The sequence below is a fragment of the Lysobacter sp. yr284 genome (assembly GCF_900107375.1).
Lineage (GTDB): Bacteria > Pseudomonadota > Gammaproteobacteria > Xanthomonadales > Xanthomonadaceae > Lysobacter.
Genome location: NZ_FNPT01000006.1, coordinates 90,567 through 115,979, shown reverse-complemented (window position 1 = coordinate 115,979; position 25,413 = coordinate 90,567). Strand labels below are relative to the sequence as shown.

At 69.2% G+C, this 25,413-nt stretch carries 19 protein-coding genes; 3 read left to right on the top strand and 16 right to left on the bottom strand.

The window, feature by feature from the left end; genetic code table 11:
• Nucleotides 1-192: a DUF6229 family protein gene (locus BLV01_RS12025; RefSeq protein ID WP_091799453.1), complete on the bottom strand. Its 192-nt coding sequence runs from the start codon at nt 190-192 to the stop codon at nt 1-3.
• A 284-nt stretch (nt 193-476) separates the two neighbouring features.
• Nucleotides 477-728, bottom strand: coding sequence for a hypothetical protein (locus BLV01_RS26275; RefSeq protein ID WP_091799450.1), 252 nt, complete (start codon nt 726-728; stop codon nt 477-479).
• Between the two features lie 88 nt (nt 729-816).
• Here BLV01_RS26275 and BLV01_RS12015 point away from each other — a divergent pair, with 88 nt between their 5' ends.
• Together BLV01_RS12015 and BLV01_RS12010 are read left to right on the top strand one after the other, a co-directional pair.
• Nucleotides 817-1,131 (top strand): hypothetical protein, encoded by a 315-nt coding sequence (locus BLV01_RS12015; RefSeq protein ID WP_139178641.1) that lies wholly within the window; start codon nt 817-819, stop codon nt 1,129-1,131.
• 405 nt (nt 1,132-1,536) lie between these two features.
• On the top strand, nt 1,537-2,646 hold the full coding sequence (locus BLV01_RS12010; protein WP_139178640.1) for a hypothetical protein: 1,110 nt from the start codon (nt 1,537-1,539) through the stop codon (nt 2,644-2,646).
• 163 nt (nt 2,647-2,809) lie between these two features.
• On the opposite strand, the gene BLV01_RS12005 is transcribed toward BLV01_RS12010, so the two are convergent.
• On the bottom strand, nt 2,810-4,180 hold the full coding sequence (locus tag BLV01_RS12005) for a hypothetical protein (RefSeq protein ID WP_091799441.1): 1,371 nt from the start codon (nt 4,178-4,180) through the stop codon (nt 2,810-2,812).
• A gap of 128 nt (nt 4,181-4,308) precedes the next feature.
• Between BLV01_RS12005 and BLV01_RS12000 the strand changes: the two genes are divergently transcribed.
• A complete protein-coding gene (locus tag BLV01_RS12000) occupies nt 4,309-4,842 on the top strand; it encodes a P-loop nucleotide/nucleoside kinase family protein (protein WP_139178639.1) in 534 nt (177 codons plus the stop codon).
• Between the two features lie 37 nt (nt 4,843-4,879).
• On the opposite strand, the gene BLV01_RS11995 is transcribed toward BLV01_RS12000, so the two are convergent.
• The 13 genes from BLV01_RS11995 to tssE all read right to left on the bottom strand — a co-directional run bounded on the left by BLV01_RS11995 (nt 4,880) and on the right by tssE (nt 25,179).
• Nucleotides 4,880-6,232 carry a Tle-like phospholipase domain-containing protein gene (locus BLV01_RS11995; RefSeq protein WP_139178638.1) on the bottom strand — a complete coding sequence of 451 codons (1,353 nt, stop codon included), beginning with the start codon at nt 6,230-6,232 and terminating at the stop codon, nt 4,880-4,882.
• Between the two features lie 173 nt (nt 6,233-6,405).
• Nucleotides 6,406-7,671, bottom strand: coding sequence for an MFS transporter (locus tag BLV01_RS11990; protein WP_091799432.1), 1,266 nt, complete (start codon nt 7,669-7,671; stop codon nt 6,406-6,408).
• 76 nt (nt 7,672-7,747) lie between these two features.
• Nucleotides 7,748-8,575 carry a siderophore-interacting protein gene (locus BLV01_RS11985; RefSeq protein ID WP_091799429.1) on the bottom strand — a complete coding sequence of 276 codons (828 nt, stop codon included), beginning with the start codon at nt 8,573-8,575 and terminating at the stop codon, nt 7,748-7,750.
• A 197-nt stretch (nt 8,576-8,772) separates the two neighbouring features.
• Nucleotides 8,773-9,495 carry a PadR family transcriptional regulator gene (locus tag BLV01_RS11980; RefSeq protein WP_091799426.1) on the bottom strand — a complete coding sequence of 241 codons (723 nt, stop codon included), beginning with the start codon at nt 9,493-9,495 and terminating at the stop codon, nt 8,773-8,775.
• A 388-nt stretch (nt 9,496-9,883) separates the two neighbouring features.
• Nucleotides 9,884-10,432, bottom strand: coding sequence for a hypothetical protein (locus BLV01_RS11975; protein WP_139178637.1), 549 nt, complete (start codon nt 10,430-10,432; stop codon nt 9,884-9,886).
• A 45-nt stretch (nt 10,433-10,477) separates the two neighbouring features.
• On the bottom strand, nt 10,478-11,545 hold the full coding sequence (locus tag BLV01_RS11970; protein WP_091799420.1) for a hypothetical protein: 1,068 nt from the start codon (nt 11,543-11,545) through the stop codon (nt 10,478-10,480).
• Between the two features lie 3 nt (nt 11,546-11,548).
• Nucleotides 11,549-14,767, bottom strand: coding sequence for a T6SS effector BTH_I2691 family protein (locus tag BLV01_RS11965; protein WP_139178636.1), 3,219 nt, complete (start codon nt 14,765-14,767; stop codon nt 11,549-11,551).
• Nucleotides 14,768-14,779: 12 nt separating this feature from the next.
• The gene (locus BLV01_RS11960; protein WP_091799415.1) at nt 14,780-15,700 is read right to left on the bottom strand and encodes a DUF4123 domain-containing protein; all 921 of its coding nucleotides are present in this window, start codon (nt 15,698-15,700) and stop codon (nt 14,780-14,782) included.
• Nucleotides 15,701-15,710: 10 nt separating this feature from the next.
• Nucleotides 15,711-18,557 carry a type VI secretion system Vgr family protein gene (locus BLV01_RS11955; protein WP_091799412.1) on the bottom strand — a complete coding sequence of 949 codons (2,847 nt, stop codon included), beginning with the start codon at nt 18,555-18,557 and terminating at the stop codon, nt 15,711-15,713.
• A 323-nt stretch (nt 18,558-18,880) separates the two neighbouring features.
• On the bottom strand, nt 18,881-21,667 hold the full coding sequence (tssH, locus tag BLV01_RS11950) for a type VI secretion system ATPase TssH (protein WP_091799409.1): 2,787 nt from the start codon (nt 21,665-21,667) through the stop codon (nt 18,881-18,883).
• Nucleotides 21,668-21,789: 122 nt separating this feature from the next.
• Complete coding sequence (gene tssG, locus BLV01_RS11945) at nt 21,790-22,878, bottom strand: type VI secretion system baseplate subunit TssG (protein ID WP_091799406.1); 1,089 nt, start codon at nt 22,876-22,878, stop codon at nt 21,790-21,792.
• Complete coding sequence (tssF, locus tag BLV01_RS11940) at nt 22,842-24,677, bottom strand: type VI secretion system baseplate subunit TssF (protein ID WP_091799403.1); 1,836 nt, start codon at nt 24,675-24,677, stop codon at nt 22,842-22,844. Before tssF ends, tssG begins: the two co-directional genes overlap by 37 nt.
• A gap of 13 nt (nt 24,678-24,690) precedes the next feature.
• Nucleotides 24,691-25,179 carry a type VI secretion system baseplate subunit TssE gene (gene tssE, locus BLV01_RS11935; RefSeq protein WP_057946045.1) on the bottom strand — a complete coding sequence of 163 codons (489 nt, stop codon included), beginning with the start codon at nt 25,177-25,179 and terminating at the stop codon, nt 24,691-24,693.
• Nucleotides 25,180-25,413 lie beyond the last annotated feature (234 nt).

Below are 25,413 nucleotides of genomic sequence, written 5' to 3'. Positions count from 1 at the left end.
TCAACCCAAGATGCAGCACATGACCGTGCACGACCCGGTGCAGAGGGACGCGGTGCAGCCGTCCACGCTGTCGAACACCAGGTCCGCCTGCGCGAACTCGCCGCTCGAGAACAACGGCCCGGCCGGGTGATCGGCGCCGGCCTGACTGCGCCACGCGATCGTCAGATCCGCGGCTTGCTTATCCATCGCCATAACGATTTCTCCTTGTGGAGCATTATCGGAATTCAACGATTCGGCGGCACTGGATCGTGCCGCCCCCGAGCAGATGGAGGTCCCATGGAAATGGATTCGCCATTGCGACCAGATCGCCATCGTGCATGACACGCACTGCTTTTTGGTTCGGGTACGTTACGAGGACACTTCCTTGCATGCCTGAAGACCCCGATGGACGGAGCGGCGCGATCGCCGCGTCGGTGTTTCGTCCCGCCCGTGCCGTCCAGGCACCGGGCCAGCCTTGCATCGGCTTCGCCGGCAAGTCAATGCGAGCGGCGCGGCGAAATCGCGAATTGCAAGGGGATTTCGGGCTGGGCCGCGACCGCAAGTTGCCGCACCGCGCCCGCGCCGCGCAGACCGTCGCGACGCGGGACGAAGCGCATTTCCCGCAGCTTGCGCGCGCCAACGCCGCGGTACGCGCCGCGCCATGGCGGCCGAACATTCGTGCCGAAACCCGATCCGCGCCAGCGTTCGATATTGAGGCCCAATGCGCTCCCCATGACGCGCCGCATCATGTGCTAGCGTCGCCTGCCAGGATGTCCGGAAGCCTCCGCCGCTTCCGGAAAGCGCGCCCATCGCGATACCGCAAGGACGCGCGTCGTCATGACCCGCAAGGGGAATGAATCGCGGCGGTTTTCAACGGAGGAACAGCGCATGAAGGGATGGATGGGCAAAGGGGCCGCGTCGGCGTTCTTGGTCGGGCTTGCGATCGCCGCCGCGCCGGCCGCGGCCGAGCCGACCTACGAGTGCACGGCATCGAGGGAGGGCGATATGTTCCTGGTGTCTTACGATCACCCGCGCGATCCCGGCTACTACTACCAGTGCCGCGGCGGCGCCTGGCGCCTGATCGCGGTCTGCAGCCAGAGCGCGGGCTGCCCGCCGGCGCCGGATCCGGGCGGTCCCATCGTGGAGATGTGAACGCTCGCCACGAGCGCACAGGATCGCGACGAGAAGCGGAGTCCCTGCGGGGGCTCCGCTTTTCGTTTGCGCGTCTCGCAGCGCCGCTCGCGGCGCGTTGGTCGGTTTTTGGCGCGACTATCCGGCGTCGACAAGCGAGCGCCGGCGCACAGGCGGCGATGGCCACGCTGCGGCGGGCACGCCGCCGATGAAGCGAATTCGATAAACCCGCGCGACCGGGTTCACGCTGCGTCGTTGCGCGCGCCCGCGCTTCGCGCTCACCGCTTCTATCGTTCGCTCACCGCACGCGATGGATCACGGCATCGCCGGTGCGGCCGTGTTGAGTTGCTCCCTGGCACGCTGCCCGCGCTTGCGCGTCCGCGGCAGGCGCGGCGCTGCCGGAGCCCTCACCCACGGAGATCGTCCATGCGCGCAAGACACTTGCTGTTCGCTGTACTGCTCGGCACCGCCGCCGCGGCCAACGCCCAATCCACCTATCCCGCGCCCGGCGCCCTGATCGTGCTCGACCAGGCGGGCGGCGCGACCGGCCGCGGCGCGCTGTACGCCATCGATGCGGCCAGCGGTTACCGGCGCCCGCTGTCGGATTTCGGCAACATCGCCCAGGGCGTGCTCGGCGCCACGCCGAGCGGCCTGGCCCGCGTCTCGACCGGGCTGTGGGGCGGCGACGACCGCTGGGTCGCCACCGACGCCAAGGCCGGCACCGGCGGCCGCGGCGTGGTGTTCGAGATCGACCTGGGCAACGGCAAGCGCACGGTGATGAGCGACTTCGGCGACGCCTCGCGCGGGCCGCTGGGCAGCCAGCCCGAGGGCGTGATCTACGTGCCGCCGGTACTGTTGGGGCCGCTCAGCGGCTTGTTCGTGCTCGACCGGCGCGCGGGCACCGACGGCCGCGCGGCCATCTTCAAGCTCGACGCCGGCGGCCGCCGCAGCGTGTTCTCCGACCTCGGCGACGGCCGCGGCGCGCGCGCCGCGCAGGCCGTCGCCATGACCTGGCGGCCGGGCGCGCTCGGCCTCGGCGGCAAGATGCTGGTGACCGACATGACCACCGGCACCAACGGACAGGGCGCGCTGCTGGCCATCGATCCGATCAACAAGGGCCGCTCGGTGCTCAGCGATTTCGGCGACGTGCTGCAGGGCTGGGTCGATCCGAGCCGCGACAGCGCGCCGAATTCGGTCATCGCCGGCAGCGACGGCAGCATCCACGTGCTCGTCGCCCACGCCGGCACCGACGGCCGCGGCGCGCTGGTGAAAGTGGACCCGTCCTCGGGCTATCGCCATCTGGTCAGCGACCTGGGCGCCGAAGCGCAGGGCCCGCTCGGCTCGCAGCCGGTCGCGATCCGCTGGTCGCGCGACCAGCAGGTGATCTACGTCGTCGACGCCGGCAGCGGCGTCGACGGCAAAGGCAGCGTGCTGCAGATCGATCCGGCCAGCGGCGTGCGCCGCACGGTCAGCGACTTCGGCCTGAGCGGCTATGGCGCGCTGGGCAAGTCGCCGCGGGCGATCGATGTGAACTGATCGGCGGCCGCGTACGGCGGCCGCAAGAGGCCAGGAACGCAGCCCCGCTTGCCGGGGCTGGCTCAGTTCGATGCGATTCGGCCGCGGCGATCCCGCCGCCGGCGCGGCCCGGCGTGCGCGCCGGCGCCGGTCGCGCGCGACGCGGCCTGCGCCGCCGCCGCGCTCAACCCAGCGAACGCGCGCCGCGCGACGGCGCGTCCGGCTGCTCCGGCGCCTGCGCGGTCTGCACCGGCGCGACCGCGGCGTGCTGCGCCTGCTGGCGGTCGACTTCGGCGATGGCCGCGCGGCGCAGTTCCTGGCCCGGCGCCATCGCGGCCGCGGCGGCCAGCGCCGAGCGGTCGCCGTTGCCCAGGTCGTGCAGCAGCGAAGACAGATCGCCCGGGCGGCGCGCGCCGGCGTCCGCCGGCGCGCCGATCCGCGGTTCGGCCGGCGCCGCATCCAGGCCGCGCGTCTGCGGCTCGTTCGCGCTGCGCCGATCGGGCGGCGGCGGCACCTGCAGGCCCGGCAGGCCCTCGCCGGAGGGGCGCGCGCGCGGCGCGTCGCCGCCGAAGGGGACGCTCAGGCCCAAGCCGATGAAGCTGCGTTCGTGGTTGCCCTGGAAGCGGATGAAGGCATTGGCGCCGCCGGCATCGGGCGGCGCGTAGCGCAAGCGCGCATCGACCTGCGGCCCCGCGATCCGGCCGTCGCGGATCTCCGCGCCGGCCGACAGATCCAGGTTGAGGTTCGGGGCGAGGAAATTGGGCGCCGTCACAGTCGCGAGCGCGCTGCCCTGGCGCGTGCCGGTGTCGTAGGCGCCGCTGGCGCCGAGCCGCAACGGGTGTTCGCCGCCGCCGATGGGCACATTGGCGAACGCGTTGAAGTTGACCCCGTTCGGCGCCCAGGCCACGCCGGTGCCGAGGTTCGGCCCGGCGTTGCCGCCTTCGTAGCCCAGCGAGACGCGATGGCGGTCGGCGGCGCTGGCGTATTCGTACGCGCCGGTCACCGCGGTGCCGCCGGGCAGGCCGTGGCGGCCGTCGACGCCGACGGTGCTGCCGTTGCGGTCCCAGCCATAGCGCGCGGCGATGGAGTCGCGGTCGAACTGCAGGCTGCCGAACACCATGTTGGCGCCGGTGCCGGGGTTGATCGCGCCGCCCAGGGTCGCCGAATTGACGCCGTCGCCGACGCGCAGCGCGCCGACCGCCGAACCGATGCGCGGATCGCCGGACACCGCCAGGGTGTACTGGCCGACGCTGCTGCCGGCTTCCAGCCGCGCGGTCGTGCCGTCCAGGCCGGTCAGCACCGCGCCGGTGGACACCGCCTGGCCGCCCGGGATCGGCGACAGGTCGCGTTCGAAGCGATAGGTGAACAGGCGGTCGTTGATGAACAGGCCGCCGAGCGCGGTGCCCTGTCCCGATCCGGCCAGCGCGGGAATCGGCGGATCGACGCCGGCGGTGGCGCGGCCGGGTGCGAGGATGCTGGCCGGATTCGGCTCGGCCGGGACCGGGTTCGGCGGCGGCGGCGGCGGCGGATTCGCGACGCGGTTGGGATCACCCATCACACCTCTCCTTAGCGTTCTTGGCGGCCCCGATTGTGGCACCGATGCGTTCGCGGCGCGCGAAGGGCGGCGGGCCGGCGCGTCCCGCGTCGGGTATAACCGCAGCACGCCCATTCATGGCCATGCGCATGCGCGTCGTTTTCATCCACGGGCCCGTCGCCTCGGGCAAGCACACCATCGGCGCGCTCGTCGCCCAGGCGCTGGCGTTGCCGCTGTTCCACAACCATCTGGCCGTGGATGCGGCATTGGCCCTGTTCGAATTCGGCAGCCCCGGCTTCGTCCGCCTGCGCGCGGCGATCTGGCGCGCGGCGTTCGCCGAAGCCGCCTCGGCCGGGCGCTCGTTCGTGTTCACCTTCCATCCCGAAGCCAGCGTCGATCCGGCGTTGGTCGAGACCCTGGCCGCGACCGTGCGCGCGCGCGGCGGCGAAGTCGTGTTCGTCGAGTTGCGCTGCGCGCCGGAGGTCGTCGTCGCGCGGCTCGGCCAGCCGAGCCGGCATCGCTTCGGCAAGCTCACCGATCCCGACCTGTACCGCTCGATCGAACGCGCCGGCGGCTTCGCGTTCGCGCCGCTGCCGGCGCCGTTGCTGTGCGTCGATACCGATGCGCAGGCGCCGGAGCGGTCGGCGCAGCGGATCGTGGCGGCGCTGCGCGGGCTGGATTGAGCGGCGCGGATCGATCCGCGCCGCCGGCGGCGGCGCGTCAGCGCGCGATGCCGGGACCCGTCACGGTCTGCTGCTGCGTCTCGCCTTGGGTCTGCGCCTGCTTCGCCCCGAGCGCATCGTTGATGCGCTTGCAGGTCTCGCTCGCCAGCGGGCCCTCGGGCACCGCGCCTTCGAACTGGACCCGCTGCGCGCTGGGGTCGCGGACGTCGCCGCAGACCAGGAAACCGCCGCCCTCCTTACCTTTGACGATCGCGTCCACCTGCGGCATGTGCTTGCTCTGGGCCAGCGTCGCCAGTTCGCCGGCGCGCCGGTCCATGCAGCCTTTCTCCAACACCTCGGCGCCGTGGATGAAGGTCTCGTAGCCCATGCGGTCCAGGCCGCTGATGATGCTCTTGGCCATGTCCATGTCCATGTCCGATCCCGGCTCGTAGCCGCGCAGCGCCGGCGAGACGCGCGGGACGTACGAGGGCGGCTGCAGATCGATGGTCGGGCCGTGCGGCTGCACCAGCGAGGTCATGCCGAGCCGCTGCAGCGCGGTCAGGGGTTCGCCGTCGGTGTGCAGGGTCGTGTTCTTCGGCCGCGTCTGCGGCCCGTCCAGGACGACGCCGTACTGTTGCAGCGTGGCGACGTGCGGCCAGGCCGGGTTGGCGATGACGCTCTCGACGCCGCTGACCTGCGCGCTCAGATAGGCCTGGCCGCCGCCCTTGGAATGGCCGACGACGAACTTCAGGCCGTCCGGCAGCGACGCCTTCACCTGTTCGGTCAGCTTCACCGCAGCGTCGTACTGGCTGCTGCCGTAGCCGGTGGCCTGGCCGATGTTGTGCGGCCAGTCGGCGGCCACCTGGGTGCCGCGGAATCCCAGCGTATACGCATCGCCCTTGCGGTACAGGTCCGCGTGCATGCCGCTGGGATGGCGGTGGAAATCGTCGGGGTCCAGCGGCTGCGGCAGCGCGCGCAGCTCCTCGTCGCTGACCCGGGTCCAGCCGTTGAGGTCGCGCGTGCTCTTGTCCTTGTAGCCGTCGCGCATGATCGCCGCGGCGGTCAGCGGATCGAGTTCGATGTTGCCGGTGCCCGAGGACGAAGACGGCGACGGCGCGGACATCGGCGGCATCGGCGGCATCGGCGCCAGGCGGCCGGTCGGGCCGTGGCTGTGCGCGCCGAACGTCGGCGCCTGCATCGAGAACGTCGGCACCGGAACCGGCTGCGGCGCCATCGGCTTGGGCGCGAAGGACGGTTTCGCCGTCGGGGTGTCGAGCGCGCTGTGGGAGAAGTCCTGCCCGCTGCCCGACAGATCGAATTCGTTCGCCGAATGCTTGGCGAAGGATTCGGCGAAGCCCTTCAACCGATCCACAAACGACGGCTTGGGGATTTTGGGATGAGGATCGGACACGGTCGGTCTCCTGGTTGCGTAGGTCGGCGCGCGAACGGCGGCGCGAAGACGAAGCGTCTTCGGTCGTTCGCCCGGTGATTGGGTATCACTACGCAAAACGGCGCCGACGCAGGCCAATGCGTCGGCGCCGCGTGCGCCTTCCATCGTCGCGGCATCGACGCCGCGGCTCGCCCTCAGGCCGCGTCGCTGCGCGCGTCCGCCTGCGCAGGCGCCGTCGCCGTCGCCGCCGGCGGCGCATCGGCCGCGCTCACCCGGCCCACCCACAGCGCCGAACACAGCGCCAAGCCTGCGGCGACCCAGCCCACCGCGCCGTAACCGGCGATGTGCCCGCTCGCATCGGTGGTCAGCATCAGCCCGCCCAGCCACGCGCCCAGGCCGGTGCCCAGCGACATCACCGCGCTGTTCGCGCTGAGGTAGGCGCCGCGCTGTTCCGGCTGCGGCACCGTGGTCTGCAGCGCCTGCAGCGGCACCATGCGGCCGTTCATCGAGACCATGAAGAACGGGAAGAACAGCAGCATCGCCAGGAACCCGACCGCCGGCAGGTGGGTGACGAACAACACCGGCAGCAGCGACACCGCCACCGCGATGCGGTACACCCGCTGCTTGCCGTGGCGGTCGGCCAGGCGCCCGATCAGGCGCGAGGTGAAGAACGCCGCCACGCCGCCGGCCATGTACATCCACGACAACTGCGAAGGTTCGATGCCGTGGTTGGCGACCAGCATCGGCGAGATGAAGGGGATCACCAGCATCTGCGAGGTGGTCAGCATCAGCGTCAGGGCAAAGGCGTTGAGGTGGCGCGCATTGGCGAACAACTGGAGCAGGTTCGGCAGCGCCCGCGCCAGCGGCTCGCGCTGGCGCGACAGGTGCCGGTCCAGCGGCGGCACGACCCGCGCGCCGGCCAGCCAGATCAGCAGCGACAAGGCCACCAGCAGCCAGAACGGCGCCGACCACTGCGAATGCGCGCCGAGCAGGATGCCGACCGGCACGCCGATCACCGAAGCCACCGCGAACGCGGTCATCACCGTGCCGGTGGCCGCGCCGCGGCGCTGGGCCGGGATCACGTCGGCGATGATCGCCATGATGATCGAGCCGAGCACGCCGCCGCTGATGCCGGCGAACGCGCGCGAGGCCAGCAGCAGCTCGTAGCTGCCGGCCAGCGCGCAGGCCAGGTTCGACAGGGCGAACAGCGCGTACATCGCCAGCAGCAGCTTGCGCCGGTCGAAGCGGTCGATGTAGGTGGCCGCGAGCAGGCCCGAGAGGCCGCCGCAGATCGAATAGGCCGAGACCGCCGCAGCGAACTGCGCCGGCGAGATGTGCAGGGCGCGCATGATCTGCGGCCCCAGCGGCATCATCACCATGAAGTCCATGATGACCGTGAACTGGGTGAGCATGAGCAGCCACAGCAGGCGCCGCTCGCGAGGGGGATCGATCGAGTACATGGGGGGCCTTGCGGTCGCGACGACCGCGTCGATGGGGAAGGGACTCGGCCGTCCGGCGGGTCGGCCGTCGCGCGGTTCAATCGTCCAGCGGTTCGTGCGCGCCCTGCGCGCCGCGCTTCCAGTAGCCGGCCGCGTGCAGGCGCGACTTGTCGATGCCGCGCTCGCTCAGCAGATGTTGCCGCACCGCGCGGATCGCGCCGGATTCGCCCGCGGCCCAGGCGTAGCCGGCGTCGCCGTCCAGCGGCCACTGCAGTTCGCGCACCGCGCGCAGCAGCGGCGGGTCGGCGGAGGGATCGGCGCCCGTGCGGTAGCACCAGTGCGTCTGCAGCGCGGCCGCGGTGACGAAGTCGATGCGCGCGCCCGGGTCCTCGACTTCGAGCACGGCGATCGCGCGCGCAGTCGCCGGCAGTTCCTGCAGGCGGCGCGCGATCGCCGGCAAGGCGGTGTCGTCGCCGATCAGCAGGTGCCAGGCGAATCCGGCCGCGACCACCCGCGAACCGCGCGGCCCGCCGATGCCGAGGTAGTGGCCGACCTGCGCCTGCCGCGCCCAGTCGCTGGCCGGGCCGGCCTCGTGCAGGGCGAACTCCAGTTCCAGCTCTCGCGCGGCGGGATCGAAGCGGCGCGGGGTGAAGTCGCGCATCACCGGACGCGCGGCCTCGTCGGCGTAGACGAAGCCGGCCGGCCCCAGCGTCGGCATCGTCGGGCGGTCCTGGCCCGGCGCGGGGAACAGCACCTTGACGTGATCGTCGAACGAGGCCGAGACGAAGTCGGCGAGGTCCTCGCCGCCGAGGACGATGCGCAGCAGGTGGGGCGTCACCGGCTGCACCCGGCTGACCCGCAGCAGCCGCAGTTTCAAGGGGTGGCGGACGCGCACGACCGCCAGTTCGCTGGAAGCGTTTTGCATGGGAAGTCCTGGAATTCGTGCGAGCGCCGCGCGCGGCGGCGTTCGCGGTTGTCGGATGCGATGGCGGCGGGCGGCGCGGACCGGGTACCGGGCGCGGCGGGCTGGCTGTGTTGAATCGGATGCGTCGGATCGGATCTGTTGAATCGGATGCGTCGCACGCCGCGTACCGGCGAGGCGGCTAAGCGGCCAGGCGACGATCAGTCGCCGCCGCCCTCGATCTCGCGGGTGGCGCGCTGCAGGATCGCGGCGATGCGGCGCTGCTCGTCGGCGGGCACGTCGTCGCGGCGGAACAGCGCGGTCTTGAGCGCGCGCCGCGCCTGGATCAGCTCCGTCACCCAGCCGCCCTCGGACGGATCGGCCGGATCCTCGCCGGCCAGCGCGCGCCGCACCGAATCCATCTTGCGCGCGATGTGGCTCAGCTTGGCCAGCATCAGGTCCACCCGCTCGCGGTTCGCACCCAGGTGCTCGGCGCCCGGCGCCGCCAGCGCATAGCGCTTGCGGTTGCCTTCCAGCTCGACGGTGACGTAACCCAGCTCCTCCAGGTAAGTCAGCGCCGGATAGACCATGCCCGGGCTCGGGCTATAGAAACCGTTGGAACGCGTTTCCAGCGCCTTGATCAACTCGTAGCCATGGCTGGGCTTGTCCTCGATCAGGGCCAGCAGCAGCAACTGCAGGTCGTCGGAACTGAACTTGCGCCCGCGCGAGAAGCCCTCGCCATCGTCGAAGCCGCCGGGGAAACCGCCCGGGAATCCGCCCCCGCCAGGCCCACCAGCGAAACCGCCGCGGCGCCCGCCGCGGCCGCCACCGCCGCGCGCAGGGCCGCCGGCGTGGGCGAAGGGGTGCTGGGAGAAGCATTCGAAGCGGAAGAAGTCGCCGCGGGCGAAGCCGCGGCTGGGGTCGAACTCGAAGAAACGGCGCATGGGGCACCTGACCTATCGTAAGATAGGTCTTAAGATATATATCGTAAGATATGAAGTCAAGCATCTACCGAACCTCGGCCGAGACTCATCGCCCGCCGGAACGGTCGCGGCGGCGGGCGGTTTGACTGAGAAAAGGCGAGTCTCGCTGCAACCGGGCCTATCGACCCGGCCTCGAACAATGGCCGCGCGGCGTGATGAAATTCCCTGGCTTCATGCCCATGAATGCAAGCAAACGAAATGCGCGCCGCATCGACATCGCATCGGATTGATCGAAGACGCGCTCCGAGCGCCCCGGATGGGTCGCAACGGCCCAAGCATCGCGCAGTCCGATCGTCGACGGCTTGGGTTCGCCTGAGTTCGGCACCAGCCGCGCAGGCTCAGACCGTGGTCAGAGTCGCCGGCAGGAGGGCACAAACGCGGTTTGCTCGCCGCGTTCCAAAGGCCAGGTCAGGGACGCGCCCCGGCATCGTGCCGCCGCTGCGGCGCAGATCATCGCAGGCGGGCTGACCGCATAAGGAATCCGGCCCGCCGACGGGTAGTCTTCGGCAGCGGCCTCGCCCTTCTTTACCGTTTGCAATATAGCCCCGGAAGGCGCCACCAGGCGCGCCTCGATAAACGCGACGTCTGCGGACGATTCGCGACAATCGACATGCATCCTCACCCACTTCTTGCTGTCGGGCGGCACCGCCAGCCCCTTCGGGATATCCACGGCGTAGACGGGCGATCGCGTCCACGCGGCCCAACCATTCTCGTACGGCGCCACCGAAGCGATGTCCACTTGCGGCGAGCTCTTCATGCTGGCATCGATGCTGCGCCAGTCGGGCTTGGCTTCGCCGCTGGCTCTGGAACAGCCCGACACGAGAACCAGCATCGGGACAAGCAGCCAGCCACATCCCTTCAAACGGCGATCAGGACGCAAGGACGGGAAGTAGGACATGCGGCTCTCTTCGGTTCGCGGACTGGGTCGGCCCCGGCACCTAGGCTATACCAAGACCAACCATCCGATAGCGATCATTCCGACGAATATTCCGCCATACAGCAAAGTCGACAGAACAGCGACGATGCGCCATCGGCGTCGAAAATGGTCGAGGTCTCCGCGCGATGCCGCTTGCTGGGCAGGGCTCGCAGCCTCGCGCGCATAAGGATTAGCGCCGCCCCAGCGCATAGCATCGGCCAAGTCCGGCGGATAGGCGGGCGTGGACGCCTTGCCCTCGATCCAGGCGCCGCAACGCAAGTACCAGTACTCAAGCACTGCCGCGAAATAGAAGCGGAACGCATTGAACCGGCCTGGAACCAATCGGTGCTCGCCGTCCACGAGACCGCTGAACAGATAACGATCCGCCCGAGCGAGCCATGCGCCCTCTCCCTCGAAGCCGGCATTGCGCACCGCTGGCAACCGCTCGGGCGCCTCATCGAGATAGCGGCACAAGAAATCCCAGAGCCAGGCTAGCTCGTCGGGATCGCTGACAACCTCGGATATCGCGACTTGCTTGCGGATCGCGCGGCTGCCGGCGTCGAATTCGACCACATGCAACCGGTATCCCATGTCGCCGCCCGCCTGCGTCACCACGGCCGCAGCCTGGATTACCGCGGTGCCCGTGTCGGCGGCCACCGACACCCAGCCTTCCCTGTTTCCGCGCCATTGGTAGAAGCGCCTGAGCCGCCGGCTCAGGACCACCGGGGGCGGCAATTCGAGCGTGCGGGCCCGATAGGCCGTCAACGCTCCCGCGAGAAGGGGCAGCAGAAGTATCGCGCACATGCTCGCTGCGACGACCGGGCCAAGCCGGTGTCCCGCATGGAGAAACGACCACAGCAACGGCGCGAACATCAGTGCCGCCATCAAGCCGCCCCCCGCTCCGAGCACCCAGCCCGCGCCGCGCCATCCCATGCGCTGGATCCGGACGAACTGGACCCCGGCCGGGTCGATCCGGGCGATCTGCCCGGCCTCACCGAGCGGCCCTGGCTCCCGTTCCTCGCCCAGGCGAGGAAGAATCACGCCCCACAGACCGTTTCTCTCCGGCAACCGCTGAAAAGGCAGCATCGAACGCATCCGTCACTTTTTTGGCGGATATTCGAACGTCGACGACAGACCGGGCAGATTGGACTTATCGGGCCAATAGGTACCGCTCAACTCCATCGCATCGGCGTACTGGGCGTCCGGATTGGCCTCGGTGCCGGAAAGCCATTCGATCAGCTTTTCAACCCAGACCTCGTCCTGCAATGTGGAAAAGTAACCGCTGAGTTCCATCACGCCGGATTTATCGATCTTCATCGAAGGATCTTCGCGCATGCCAGTGAACTTACTGCTGATGTCGGAGCGGGAGAACCTGTCTTTTCCGTCTTCGCAGACTACTCCACCCACCGAGATCCGCTTTCCCTTGTAGATTGCGGTGAAATTCAACTCCAGACAGCTGCCCTTGGCATAACGAGGCAGCGTTACGTTATAGCGGAAGTGCAGGCTGTAGTTGCCGCGATCCTTGGTCACTCCAAAGCGCGCTTGCGCCACCAAGGTGACCTTTTGCAGGCCGTAGATCTCGTCCTGCAACGAAGCAAACGACTGAACCGATTTGCTCTTCGCCGAATAGTAAGGACTGTTTTTCGCGATCTTGCCGGTCTTGTGTTCGCCTTTGCCGAAAATTCCGTTGTCGAGCCAGTATTCCACCGGCAGCATGTTTTCTTCATCGGTGCCGAATGCCTGCCAGGCGCAATAGAGCGCCAGTCCGAGGAAGCCGATGATCAACAGCGCCCAGCCGACTGGACCCAAGGACACACCGATTCCGAGCACCGTCCCCGTAGTCGCGCCATAGGCTGCCAGGCTGCCTGCGATCAACGCCGCACCCGAGGCCATCGTCCACATACCGGAATCGACGTCGCCCTCGTTGACTTTCGACGCGCCTTTGCCGATGGCATAAAGCCCCTCGATGATGCCAGCCACCAAGCCCCACCGCGCGGCTTGGCGCTCCGCGACGCTTGTGGCCGCCTCGCCCAATCCGCGCATGGACTGAACCGCGATCTTCAAATCGATGGCAGCCCCAATGCCCGCGATGATCGCGACGCCGACACCGACGCTGGCGTCGGCAAGAGCGCCGCCGTCGCGATCCTCCTTGTCTGCCCCGAAGTAATCACACATCGCGCCGACCAAGGCATTCCCCTGGAAGAACAGCGCTCCCGCGTTCATTCCTATGGTGATCTTCTGTCCGACGACCTTCAGGTGGTTGCGTTGGAACGGGTTATCGGCGCTCCCTGCCGCGGTCGTCAGATCCAATTCGTCCAACCCCAGCCTGCGCAACGTGGCGCGATTGAGCTGCTCGCCGTCTTCCAGCTTGTGCACCACCCACGCCACGGTCTGCGCCTGCCCGGACTTGCTGGTGGGCGCCTCCATGACGACCGCTCCCTCAAGCCCATCCGACAAGCCCCAACCGGTAGCGCCCAGATTGCCCTTGGTCGCCAGGTACGGTCCTCGTCCCGCATTGGGGACCAAGCCGATAGGCGCCCTCGCGCTGATCCGCGGGGCGCCGGTCGCCACTTCCATGATCTTGGCGGAAATGCGGCTCCATGCCCCCTTGACCACGACAGGCTGTGGGATCACGTCGTCTCGCGTGATCAGGGCCAGCGTCACCGAGCGCAGCAATTTTCGGTAGGCCTTGGGATTGTCTCGGCGCAGGTTGAACAATATGCCCGCGCTGGTTTCGATGACCGTCGCCAATGCCTCGTTGGCTGCACGCTGGTTGCGGATACCGATCCTGATCGCGTTGATCTGCACCAGGCCTTTTCCGATATAGCTGCCGGACAGCTCCTGCGCCTCTTTTACCGTATCGAAGGCTTCGTCCTGGTCGCCGGGGTTTCCCGCGAGGTACTCCAGGAACGCCTTGTGATCGCTGCCGAGCGCACGCATCAGCCAGTTGTCGCGATTTGTGGGATCCATCTCCAGCGCCGGATACCAGACCAAATCCCGTTCGAGCTTGGTTCGCCCCGATCCAGCGACGCAATGCGCCACCATCCTCCCGTGGTCCAGAGCGGATTCGTGATCGGTCTCGTCGAAATCGAGCCGATTGACGAGCTTCCAGGCTTCCGACTCCTTGACCGCGCAATAATCGGCGCTGACCGTTTTCACTTTTTCCAACAGCGACTTGAATTCCGTGGACGACTGCTTCGCGGCCGACCAGTCCGATTCGTTGATGTGCTTGAGATACCGTTCCGGTCCGTAGTTGCGGTCCCACCAGGGGCCAGGATTGGTTTCCGCGTTCGCGCGAATGCCCTCGATGATGTCGGCGATCGCGCGCTTGCGCGTCTGAGCCGGATCGCCCATGCCCGACACCACGCAAGCCTCGGCCGCCACCTTGTTGCGGTATGCGTTGAGCTGCTGGGTGACGCCGACGACGTCGTGCAGGAGTACCACCGCGCCCAGCTTGGCCTCGGTATTCTGCGAACTTTTGCGCATTTCCTCGGCCAGCGCCGCAGCGGCGCCCGTTGGTTTTCTGGGCACCGTGGCCATGCTGTCGCCGCGATCGTAGAGTCGTTCGACCTGCGTTCCGTTGATCTTGGCGCGGGTCGCCGACGATGCGTAATCGGCCACATAGCCGCCGATACCCGCAGTCATCTTCATACCGTGCGGCACGGGGCTGCCCTCGTAATTGCCGAGCTTTCCCTCTGCAGCCGCCGTCACGTCGAGCTTGGTCATCCGCTTGTCGCGGATGTTCCCTTCGTTGCGGCCATACGCATCCATGACCTTCGTCGTCCAACGATGCCGGCTGAAACCGAGCCATATCTCCGGATGCTTGACCGGATCGACGACGAAATACTGCAGTGCCAGATTGTTGTGTTCGGAACGGCTGCAGACGGCTGGCTGGTCGAGCGGCGCGGCATCGGCCGGCGAAAGAGTCTTGTCGTTCGGAGCGACGGCCCGCAACAAGCCCGAGCGGTCGACCAGGTACGCATCCCATTGCCCCGACGATCCATTGGGCTTGTAAACGTAGAGGTAGCCCGCGGGCAAGGCCCGCATGAAGTACCAATGGGCGCTCAGATCCTTGCTGGTCAGGCCTTTGGCAAGCGCCGCCAGCTCATTGGCGACGATCGGATCGCTAAGCGACAACAGCGCGGACGACAGTGGCAAAAAGCTGGGCGTCGTTTCGGAATTTGGCATGATACCGGACACCACCGGCAGAATCGCCAGCCCTTGCTTTACGCAGTTGGGGCAAGGCGCTCCGGCCTTCGCTCCTGTGGTGTTGGCGGCTGCTCCGCGACGTGCGGCACTGATCCCTGTGTCTGCCATGTGCTCTTCTCCTTAAGCGGTTCTTGCTGCTTCGGCGCATCCATCCGCTTTACCGGCCAGCGCCTGCCAGTAACTCTCGTCGAATTGCTCGAGCGCATCGATCGGCGAGGTTCCGGCGCGTCTGGCCTGGTCCATAGCCTCGGCCACGCCGGGCTCGCGATCGAATCGCTGGTGGACCAGAACCCCATAGAGCGCGTAAGTCACCAACTCCCGGTCCGTTCGCAACGTCCATTCGCGCGCGCCCTTTTCGATGAGCCCGCCCAATACCGTTCGAACTTCGGCTCCCAAGACCGTGCGCTCCATGTCCTGGAGCACATCGAGCGCACGGTTGATGAGCTCGACACGGGCGAGATGATCGAGTTGCCGCTGGTCCAATCGAAGTCCATCGACAATGGCCTCGTCGCTCTTCGCATCGGCGACCCGCAAGGACGCGAGGCTGCCGCTTCGCGTCAGCCACAGGCAGCTCGATACGGGTCCGAGCAAACTGCCGGCCTGCATCGGGCGAAGCAAGTGTTCGAGCGCATCCATGACGCGCGGGTCCCAGAAGCGGAACAGTCTGGTTTCGCTCCCGACCCGAACTTTCGCTCGCGCAGCCAGGTGATGGGCCACGACGTCGATGTCCGAATCCGAAACCAGCCACAGGCAGATGGAGCGCCCCAGCGCCAGGCCCTCCGGCGAGCGCAGCGCTTGCGCCAAGCCCAACGCAAGCGACGTATCGATGGCCGGATCACGACCGATCTCCCCCAACCGCAACAAGTACGGATGGTGATCGCGCTTCAGATCCGGGTGCCGTATCGGCACCGCTACCGCGGTCGCGCGCGTAGCGACATTGGCCAGTGGATCGCCGAGCGTGGTGTCCACCAGCAGATAGATCGAACTATCGGGCGAGCGCAAGGTCACGTCGAGCAGTTGCCCGCGCAGTCCCGACTGCATGGACTCTCGCTCAGACAAGGGCCGCGCCCCCCTGGGCCGCTGTCTGCATTTTGTAATCGCACCCCTTGTAACCTGCGCTCGGCAACTTCGCTTGCCCGCTCGCCGACGCCGGCGTCGTCCAATCCCGCCGACTTCCCTTGAACTCGATCGTCCCCGGCGCCCCCAGCTCGATATCGCCGCCTTCCAGCTTCAGATACGCGCCCGCCGCAGTCGCCAGCAACCGCTTGTTCGGCGCGGCTATCTCCACGTCCGCTTCGGTGCTCGCGATCATCACGCTGGTCTGCGCCGCCGCGCGCGCCAGTTCCTTGTGCGCGCGCAGGGTCACCGCGCCCTTGGCCGCGTGCAGGGCGATGCCGCGTTCCTGGTTGGGCTTGCCGGCCGGGGCCGGGGCGCCGAGGGTGAACAAGGCGATGCCGCCGGCCACCGCGGCCACGCTTTCGGCCTGGCTCAGCCATTGCAGGTCCTGGTCGGCGGTGAGCACGGTCTGGGTGCCGGACACCCACACCTGGTTCTTCGCGGTCACGCCGACCACGCCCTTGGGGCTGCTCGCCAGCCACAGCGGCCGGTCCCAGCCCGGCGCGCTGCCGTCGCCGCCGCCGATGCCGTCGCCGGGCGCGGTGCCGGTCTGGGTCGCGGCCATGGTTTCCTGGGTGGTCTGCAGCGCGGTCTGGGCGGCGAGTGCTTCGGGGTCGTCGGGCAGCGTCGCCTGCTGGGTCGCGGCGGCCTTGGCCAGGCTCTTGATCAGTTGCTCGCCCTGGCCGAGCTGGGCCTGGGCGCCGGTGGCGGTCAGGTGCAGCGGGCCGGGCTCGGTGGTCAGCAGCAGGCCGGCGCCGGCGCGCAGGGCGCCGCCGGCCTGGGTGCTGAGTTCGGCGCCGAAGCCGCGCTCGGCGCCGCGCAGGTTGTCGACGCCGCCCTTCAGGTGGCCCAGCGCCAGCGCGCTCAGGTGCTGGGTGGTGTTGGCCTGGACCCGGCCCTGGCCCGGCGTGTCGTCGAGCCGCAGCTGCTGGTAGCCGCCGCTGCCGCCCTGGCTGTCGGCCAGGACCTGGCTCTTGAAGCCGGTGAAGACCGAGGCGTGTTCGTTGCCGTCGAACCACGCCGCGGCGTTGCCGGTGGCCCCGCCGGCGCCGCCGGCGACGCCGTTGTGGGCGGCGTCGGCCTGGCCGCGGCCGTTGTAGACCGCGCCGATCACCACCGGCCGGTCGATGTCGCCTTCCAGGAACGCGACGACCACTTCCTGGCCCTTGCGCGGCAGCATCACCCCGCCCCAGTTGTCGCCCGCCCACGGGCCTGCGACGCGCACCCAGGTCCAGGCCTGGGCGCGGCCCGGCGCGTTGTCGTCGCCGCAGGGATGGGCCAGGCGATTGCTGGCGTCGCCGCCGCGCTGCCACGGGAACTGGACCTTGATGCGGTGATCGCGGTCGGTCTGCAGCGGCGCGCCGTCGCTGACCACGATCGCGGTCTGGGTGCCGTGCACGGTCGGCTTGGGGTGCAGGCGCAGGCCGTGGCCGTCGCGGGTGCGGCTGCGGTAGGGCACCGCCGCAGGCAGCGCGTCGAAACGGTTGAGATAGAAGCCTTCGCCGCCGGGCTTGTCGTTGCCGACGCTGGCGCCGGCTTCGCCCAGGTCGGGCGCGAAACCGTCGTGCGATGGCGTGGCCAGGCCGCTGAGCGGCTCGGGCAGCGTCGGTATCGCCAGGGTGACCGGGCCGAGTTGCTTCTCGGCCAGGTCGAGCACGTCGGCGCCGAGGTTGTTGCGCGCGCGATGGCGCACGCGCAGGCAGGTGAAGCGGCCGCTGTCGGCGTCGGGATAGGCATGGTGCTGGGCTAGCGCGAAGCGGCCGCCCGGCCGCAGCCGGCGCCAGCTGCCTTCGCCTCGCACGGTGTCGGCCTCGACCTGCAGCGCTTCCAGGTGCTGGCGCGCGTAGCGCTCGCCGGTGGCGCGATCGGGATAGGCGTAGGGGCCGGCGATGTCCTGGTCCTGCGGCGCGACCTCGCCGTAGCCGGCGCCCAGCGCTTCGGCCGGGCGCAGGTCGAGGCTGCGGTAGTCCCAACTGCTGCGCTGCAGGCGCGCGGTCTGCCAGCGCCGCGCGGTCGACCACTGCTGGATGCTGTCGCCGGGTTCGGTGACGTCCTTGCGGTGGAAGCGGATCGCGCCGAGGTCGGCGAAGGCGTCGTTGTGATCGGCCAGCACCAGCGTGTGCCGGCCCAGGCTGGATTCGTCGGCGGCGGCTTCGCCGGCGCCGTCCGCGCCCGGCTGCGCCTGCCCCGCCTCGTCGCTGTGTTCGACGTGGTAGTGGATGCCTTCCTCGGCCAGCAGGCGGTGCAGGAAGTCGTAGTCGGATTCTTCGTACTGGGTGGTCAGGCTGCGCTTGCGGTAGACCGCCGGGTCCTTGAGGTCCCAGCGCCAGTCCGGCGCCAGCCGGCCCTGGTCGGCGTAGTCGGCGAACACCGATTCGACGATCTCGACCACGCTCATGTCCTGGAACACGAACGAATCCACACGCTGGCGCAGGAACGCCAGCCACGGCTCGACGATCAGGCGGTAGCGCGCGAGGCCGCCGTTGCTGCCGATGCGCTCGAACGCGGTGACGTGGCCGTGGAAGCAGCGCAGGTCGTCGAGCGCGTCGGCCGACATCAGCTCCAGCCGCACCGGCTCGCCGAGCAGCGCGGCCAGGTCGAGGTGGGCGTTCACCGACAAGGCGGTGAGTTCGAAACGCAGTCCGCCCTCGTCCAGCGATTCGCGGCCGTCCAGGCTTTCGGCGACCAGCACGTCCGGCCCCAGCGACGTGTGCAGCCGCATCAGGCGTTCGTGTTGGCGGGGCGCGCTCAGCGCGCTGAGTAACGTGGTCAGGACGTCCATGGCGTTGCCTCCTGCAATCTCCTTGGGCCGTGCGTTCTTCCCGCCGTCGCAGCCGCGTCGGCGGGCATTCGGGAACTGCCCCTGCATTCGCTCCGGCCCGTGCGGGGCCGGATCTTCCTTTGCCTGTCGATCATAGCCCCGCCCGGACCCGGCTGTCGCGACGCGGCGGATTTGGACGCCCTGCGGCCACCCGGCGGTCCCCTTCGGGCCACCGGACGGTCCCGCGACGGTGCGGCCGGGGCCTCCCGCCCCGTCCGCTGCGCCCCCTGCCCGCGCACCGGCGGGCGCGATGCGTCTCGCCGGCCCGAGCGATGCCGCCGGCCTCAGGCGATCTTGTACTTGAACTCTCCGCTCTTGGCCGCGCCGATCTTGATCCGCTCGATCTTGCCGCCTTCGGCCATGCGCGCGAGCACCGACTCGGCGATCTCCGGAAGCAAGGTCCCATTGAGGATGTGGTCGACGTTGCGCGCGCCCGAATCGACCTCGGTGCAGCGCTGCAGCACCGCCTCGACCAGGCTTTCGTCCCACTCGAACGCCGCCTTGTGGTTGGCCGCGACGCGGTCGCGGATGCGGCGCAGCTTGAGCGCGATGATCTGCGCCAGCACCTCGTCGGAGATCGGGTAGTACGGCACCACCTTCAGCCGTCCCAGGAACGCCGGCTTGAACGACTTCATCAGCACCGGGCGCAGCGCGCCGGCGAGTTCGTCGGCCTTGGGGATGTCCTCGGCCGGCTTGTTCAGCGCCGCCTGCATGATCTGCGCGGAGCCGACGTTCGAGGTGAGGATGATCAGGGTGTTGCGGAAATCGATCTCGCGCCCTTCGGCGTCGTCCATCATGCCCTTGTCGAACACCTGGAAGAACATTTCCAGCACGTCCGGATGCGCCTTCTCGACTTCGTCGAGCAGCACCACGCTGTAGGGCTGGCGGCGCACGGCCTCGGTCAGCACGCCGCCCTCGCCGTAGCCGACGTAGCCCGGCGGCGAGCCCTTCAGGCCGGACACGCTGTGCGCTTCCTGGTACTCGCTCATGTTGATGGTGACCAGCTTGCGCTCGCCGCCGTAGAGGATGTCGGCCAGGGCCAGCGCGGTCTCGGTCTTGCCGACGCCGGACGGACCGACGAACAGGAACACGCCGCGCGGCTTGTTCGGGTCTTCCAGCTTGGCGCTGGCGGTGCGCACGCGCTGGGCCACCGCTTCCAGCGCGTGGTCCTGGCCGATCACCCGCTCGGACAGCATCGGCGCGAGGTTGCGCACGGTGCGGATCTCGTCCTTGATCATCCGGCCCAGCGGCACGCCGGTCCAGGCCGAGACGATCTCGGCGACGACGGTGCCGTCGACCTGCAGCGGCACCATCGGGGTCTCGCCCTGCAGCGCGCGCAGTTGCGCGAGCAGTTCGGCGAGGCGGGCCTGCTTCGGATCGGCCTGTTTCGAATCGGCTTGCTTCGCGGCGGCCTTGGCCTTGCCCTTGGCCGGCTTGGCCGGCTTGGCCGGCGGCGGCGCGTCCGCCGCCTGCGCGGCGGGTGCGGCGACGGCGGGCGGCGCGGCCGCGGCCGCGGATTCGAGTTCCTCGCGCAGCGCCTGGACTTGCTGCGCCAGCGCGGTCTCTTCGACCAGCCGCGCCTCGTTGTCGGCCAGCACCTGGCGCGACTGGCCCAGCTGCGCGTCGAGTTCGGCCAGGCGCTCCTCGCTGGCGGTACCGGCCGCGGCTTCGCGCCGCAGCGCGCCGAGCTCGGCCTCGAGCCGCTCGATGTGCTTGCGCGTGTCCTCGATGATCGCCGGCGTCGCGCTGCGGCCCAGCGCGACCTTGGCGCAGGCGGTGTCGAGCACGCTGACCGCCTTGTCCGGCAGCTGGCGCCCGCTGATGTAGCGGTGCGACAGGCGCACCGCCTCGGTGATCGCCTCGTCGAGCACGCGGATGCCGAAGTGCTTCTCCATCAGCGGCACCAGCCCGCGCAGCATCGCCGCGGCGATGGTCTCGCTGGGTTCCTCGACCTTGACCACCTGGAAGCGCCGCGCCAGCGCGGCGTCCTTTTCGAAGTACTTCTTGTACTCGCCCCAGGTGGTCGCGGCGATCGTGCGCAGCTCGCCGCGCGCGAGCGCAGGCTTGAGCAGGTTGGCCGCGTCGCTCTGCCCGGCCTGCCCGCCGGCGCCGATCATGGTGTGCGCCTCGTCGATGAACAACACGATCGGATGCGGGCTCTTCTTGACCTCGTCGATGACGTTCTTGAGCCGGTTCTCGAACTCGCCCTTGACGCTAGCGCCGGCCTGCAGCAGGCCCATGTCCAGGGTGTGCAGCTCCACGCCCTGCAGCACCTCGGGCACGTCCTTGGCGGCGATGCGCAGGGCCAGGCCTTCGACCACCGCGGTCTTGCCGACGCCGGCCTCGCCGGTGAGGATCGGATTGTTCTGGCGCCGCCGCAGCAGGATGTCGACGACCTGGCGGATCTCGCCCTCGCGTCCCACCACCGGGTCCAGGTGCCCGTCGCGCGCGCGCTGGGTCAGGTTGGTGGTGAACTGGTCCAGCGCCGGGGTCTTGGACAGCCCGCCCTGGGCCGCTTCGGCCGCGGTCGCGGCGTCGCCCTGCGCACCCTCGGCCGGGGCCGGCCCGGCGTCGGCGAAGCGCACGCCTTCGGCGGATTCCGACGAGCCTTCGGTGAGCTTGGCGAAATTGTGCTTGAGCTCGTCGCGGTTGATCCGCACGAACTGGGCCGAGCCGCGCAGCGCCAGTTGCGCCAGGCCCGGTTCGGTCAGCAGCGCCAGCAGCAGGTGGCCGCTGCGGATGCGCGTGGTCTGCGAATCCAGCGAGGCGATCAGCCAGGCGTGTTCGAACAGGGTCGGCAGGTGCGGCGAGAACACCGGCGTGCGGCTGTTGCCGTTCTTGAACCGGCCGATCTCGGTTTCCAGGTCGCGGCGCAGGCCGTCGAGCGAAAGCCCGCTGCGCTGCGCGATCAGGGCGACGTCGCACTGCGGGTGTTCGAGCAGGGCCAGCAGCAGATGCTCGATGTCGACCTCGTAGTGGCCGCGCGCCATGCACAGGTTGGCGGCGCGCTCGGCCGAGCGGCGGCAGGTGTCGTCGAGCTTTCCGATCAGGGTCTTGAGGTTGATGCTCATGCGTCGAGGGTCCGCGATTCGGCGTGAAGGGGAACGGCGCGGCCGCGCAGGCGGCACGGGGAAAGCGTCGGCAACGGGATCGGGCGGTCCATGCGGCAAGGCTCCTTGAACGCCGGTCGGCGTTATTGCAACGTTTGAAGGTGATAGCGGGTGTCGGCGCGGTCGACGTCCGACGGGCGCGAGCACAGGTAGCTGTCCCAGCCCAGCCGCGCGCCGCCCTGTTCGTCCATGCGCACGCCCTGCACGTCCTGCGCCCGCAGCACCAGGCGCACCTCGTACTCCAGGGTGGAACCGGCCAGCAGGTTCAGCCACTTGGCCAGCGCGCGCGCGGCGCTGCCGCCGGGCAGGAAGCGCTGGAAGCGCTCGCGGTCCAGCGGCCCGATCCACAGCCGCAGGCGCAGGTCGCGCTGCCAGACGCGGTCGCCGGCCAGCGCGGTCGAGCCCAGCCGCGCGTTGGCCATGCCCAGGCGCGAGCGCTGCTGCTCGGGCACCGTGTACCAGGCGCCGACGAACTGCTCGATCCGCAGCGGCGCCTGGAAGTAGTCCGAGAGGATGCGCTGCATGAACGTCGCCGACATCGGATGCTGGCGGATGCCGCCGGCGTAGTGCGCGACCGCCTGGTCGAACACGTCGCCGTCGCCGTCGACCATGCGGTCGCGCAAGGCGTGCAGGCCGACCCCGGCCAGCGACAGCAGCAAGGGCAGGAAGCGCTCGCGCCGGTCCAGTTCGTACTGGAAGTGCAGGCGGTACTTCTTCCACGCCGCGTAGTGCTGCGCCACCGCGCGGTTGGCGAACATGTCCAGGAACGCGCGCGCGGTGCGGTCGCGCAGGTAGATCTCGCGCTGGGCGATGGTCTCGGTGTAGTGCAGCGGCATCACCCCGGCGCCGCCGAGCAGGCCGATGAAGCCCGGCACGACCCGCACCTCGGCGATGTCCTGCGCCGCCACCGCCGCCTCGATCGCCTCGGGCGTTTCCAGCTCGACGCCCTGCTGGTCGCAGGCCACCGCCTGTTCGATCTCGCTGGCGGGAAAGCCCAGCGACAGCGAGTTGGCGAAGCGCAGCCGGAACGGCAGCACCTCGCGCAGGGGCACGCCCTGGCGCGCGAACAGGTGCTCGAAGATCCGCAGCGCCTGGAAGAACTCGAAGCGATGCGGCTCGGCCAGGACCTGTTGGGCTACACCAGGATCGATTCGCCGCTTCGCGGTTGGCATTGGATCAGTACCTCGCCGCCGTGGCTCGACAGCAGCGTCAGCTGCGTGAAGCTGTTGGCGTGCACATACAGGCCGAAGAAGTGGTCGAGCACCTTGGCGAACGCCGCCACCCCGGTGCCGACGAAATTATGCTCGTCGATGGTCAGGCGGATCTCGACCCCGCGCACCACGCTGGTGAAATGCCGGCCCGGCATCCACGCGGTGGCCGGCTTGTGTTCGAGCCCGACGATGCCCTCGATCTGGCGCGCGGTCACCGCCGAACGCGTGGTGTCGTACAGCCGCAGCATCTCCTTCAGCGCCGGCAGGCCGCTCTGGGTCAGGGACAGGTGGTTGAGGCTCAGGTGCGAGATCAGCCGCCATTGCGCGCCGCGGCCGCGCTCGAAACGGCGCGGCTGGCTCGGCTTGCGCAGCAGGCTGATCGCGCGCGCGATGCCGCCGCCTTCCATGGTCAGGTCGCCGCCTTGCACGTTGTAGGCCAGGTGAGTCGGCAGGTCGCGGTTGCTGCAGGTCAGCTCCAGGCTGACGATGTCGGTCTGCGGCAGCACCGGGTTGAAGTCCAGGTCGACGAAGGACAGCTCGGTCTCGTAGCCCGGGCTCATCCGCGCGACCTGTTCGTCGCGGTGGGCGAGCCAGTACTGCCCGGTCTTGTCCGGGGTCTCGCCGTGGTGCAGCGAATAGAACGGCCGGAACTCGGTGATCTTCTCGCCCTGCGGGGTCTGCCGCACGCGCTTGACCGAGTCGATCGAATGCACTTCGAACGCGAACGCGCGGCGGGCGTCGGCGACCACCGGATAGGACGCGGTGCGGTGGGTGGTGCGGATCGGCTCGCCGTGCTGCTCGAACAGGTTGACCACCGGCGCGCAGCCCAGGGCGATGTTGTCCGCGCCCAGCGCTTCGAGCACGCGCGACACCGGCGAATCCAGCGGCGCGCTCTTGACGATCAGGTGCAGGGTGAACGCGGCGCCGGCCTGCGCGCGCAGCGCCTTCAGGTCGAGGTCGAAGAAGCCGAACTTCTCCGGGAACGCGAACAGCTCGGTCAACAGGCGATAGGCCGGATGCGAGCGCTCGGGGTAGTCGATCAGCGATTCGTCCTCGCCGAAGCCGACGTCCGCGAGCGGAATCCGCGCCAGCGGGTGCCAGCGGTTGCTGCCGGTCGGCTCGATGTAGGCCGCGCGCAGGTTCATCGTCAGCGTGTCGCGCAGGGCCGCGCAGAACGAGGGCTCGCCGTCGACGAACAGGCGCAGCGTGTCCAGGCCGAGCTTGGTCAGCGAGGGCTGGTCGCCGAGCAGTTCGAACGAGATCGAGATCTGCCCGCCGCTGCCCTGCGGCAGGCTCACCGCCATCGGCGCTTCGGCGATGCTGCGAAAGCCCGCCTTGGCCACCCGGATCGGCGCCAGCACCACGTCGTAGGCGGTGCGGAACTTGCAGCTGACCCCGCGCACCTGGCGCGAATGCAGTAGGGTGCCGCGCGCGATCGTGGCAGGCGCGCTGAGCTTGGCCAGGCCCGAGCCGGCGTCGAAGCGCGCGATCGAGCACGACGGAAATGGCCGCAGGTAGTGCGGATACAGCACTTCCAGCAGCGCTTCGGTGAATTCGGGGTAGTCGTCCTCGATCTTCTTCGACACCCGCGCGCTGAGCAGCGCGAAGGATTCGATCAGGCGCTCGACATGCGGGTCCTGGCTGCCGTCGGAGGACAGCAGCAGGCGGCTGGCGATCTTGGGGTAGCGCTCGGCGAAGTCGCGCCCGTAGCGGCGCAGGAAGGCCAGTTCGCGTTCGTAGAAGGGCAGCAGGTCTTCCATCGTCCCGCTCCGTTCAGACCGCCGCGACCCGTCGCTGGCGCACGACGGAGTACTGCAGGGTGTTGGGCTGCAACATCGCGTCGAAGCTGATCGGCTCGCGCGCCGGCTGCAGGTCGAGCAAGGCGTGGATCGCGAAGCGCAGGCCGCCGGCGCTGCGCGCGTGGTTCTCCAGCGCGACCCGGACGCTGTGCAGGCGCGGTTCGTGGCGGGCGATGGACTGCTCCAGCGAGCGGCAGATGGCCGCGCGGTCGAACGCGTTGGCCAGGCTCAGGGCGGAGAAATCGCGCAGGCCGAAGGTCATCAGCGAGCGCTGGCATTGGGGGAAGGACTTGAGTTCGTCTTCGGTGAAGGCGGCACGGCTGTTGAGCAGGCCTTCCAGGTCGCGGGCGACCGATTCCTTGTACTGGTCGACCGAGATCGACTTGAAGATGCGTCCGGCCGAGGGCGACTTGGGCTCGTCGTCGAACAACTTTTCCAGCAGGCTGGGTTCGAATCCCTTCATCTCGCGTTTCCTGTCGTCGGCCGGCGCCTGCCTTGGAGAAAGCTGCGGCCGTGCATCCATTGCATCGCTTCGTGCGAGCGGTCCGGCGCGGGCCTTGCCGGGGCGGCGGCTTGGTCACGCCCGTCGCTCGCCTCGCCCATGGCCGGCCTCGAAGCCGAAGCCGCGCCTTGCGGCGGTTCCAACGTAGAACCGGCAGCGGAAACTCCGCCGCCGGCCGGTTTGCATCGTCCAGGG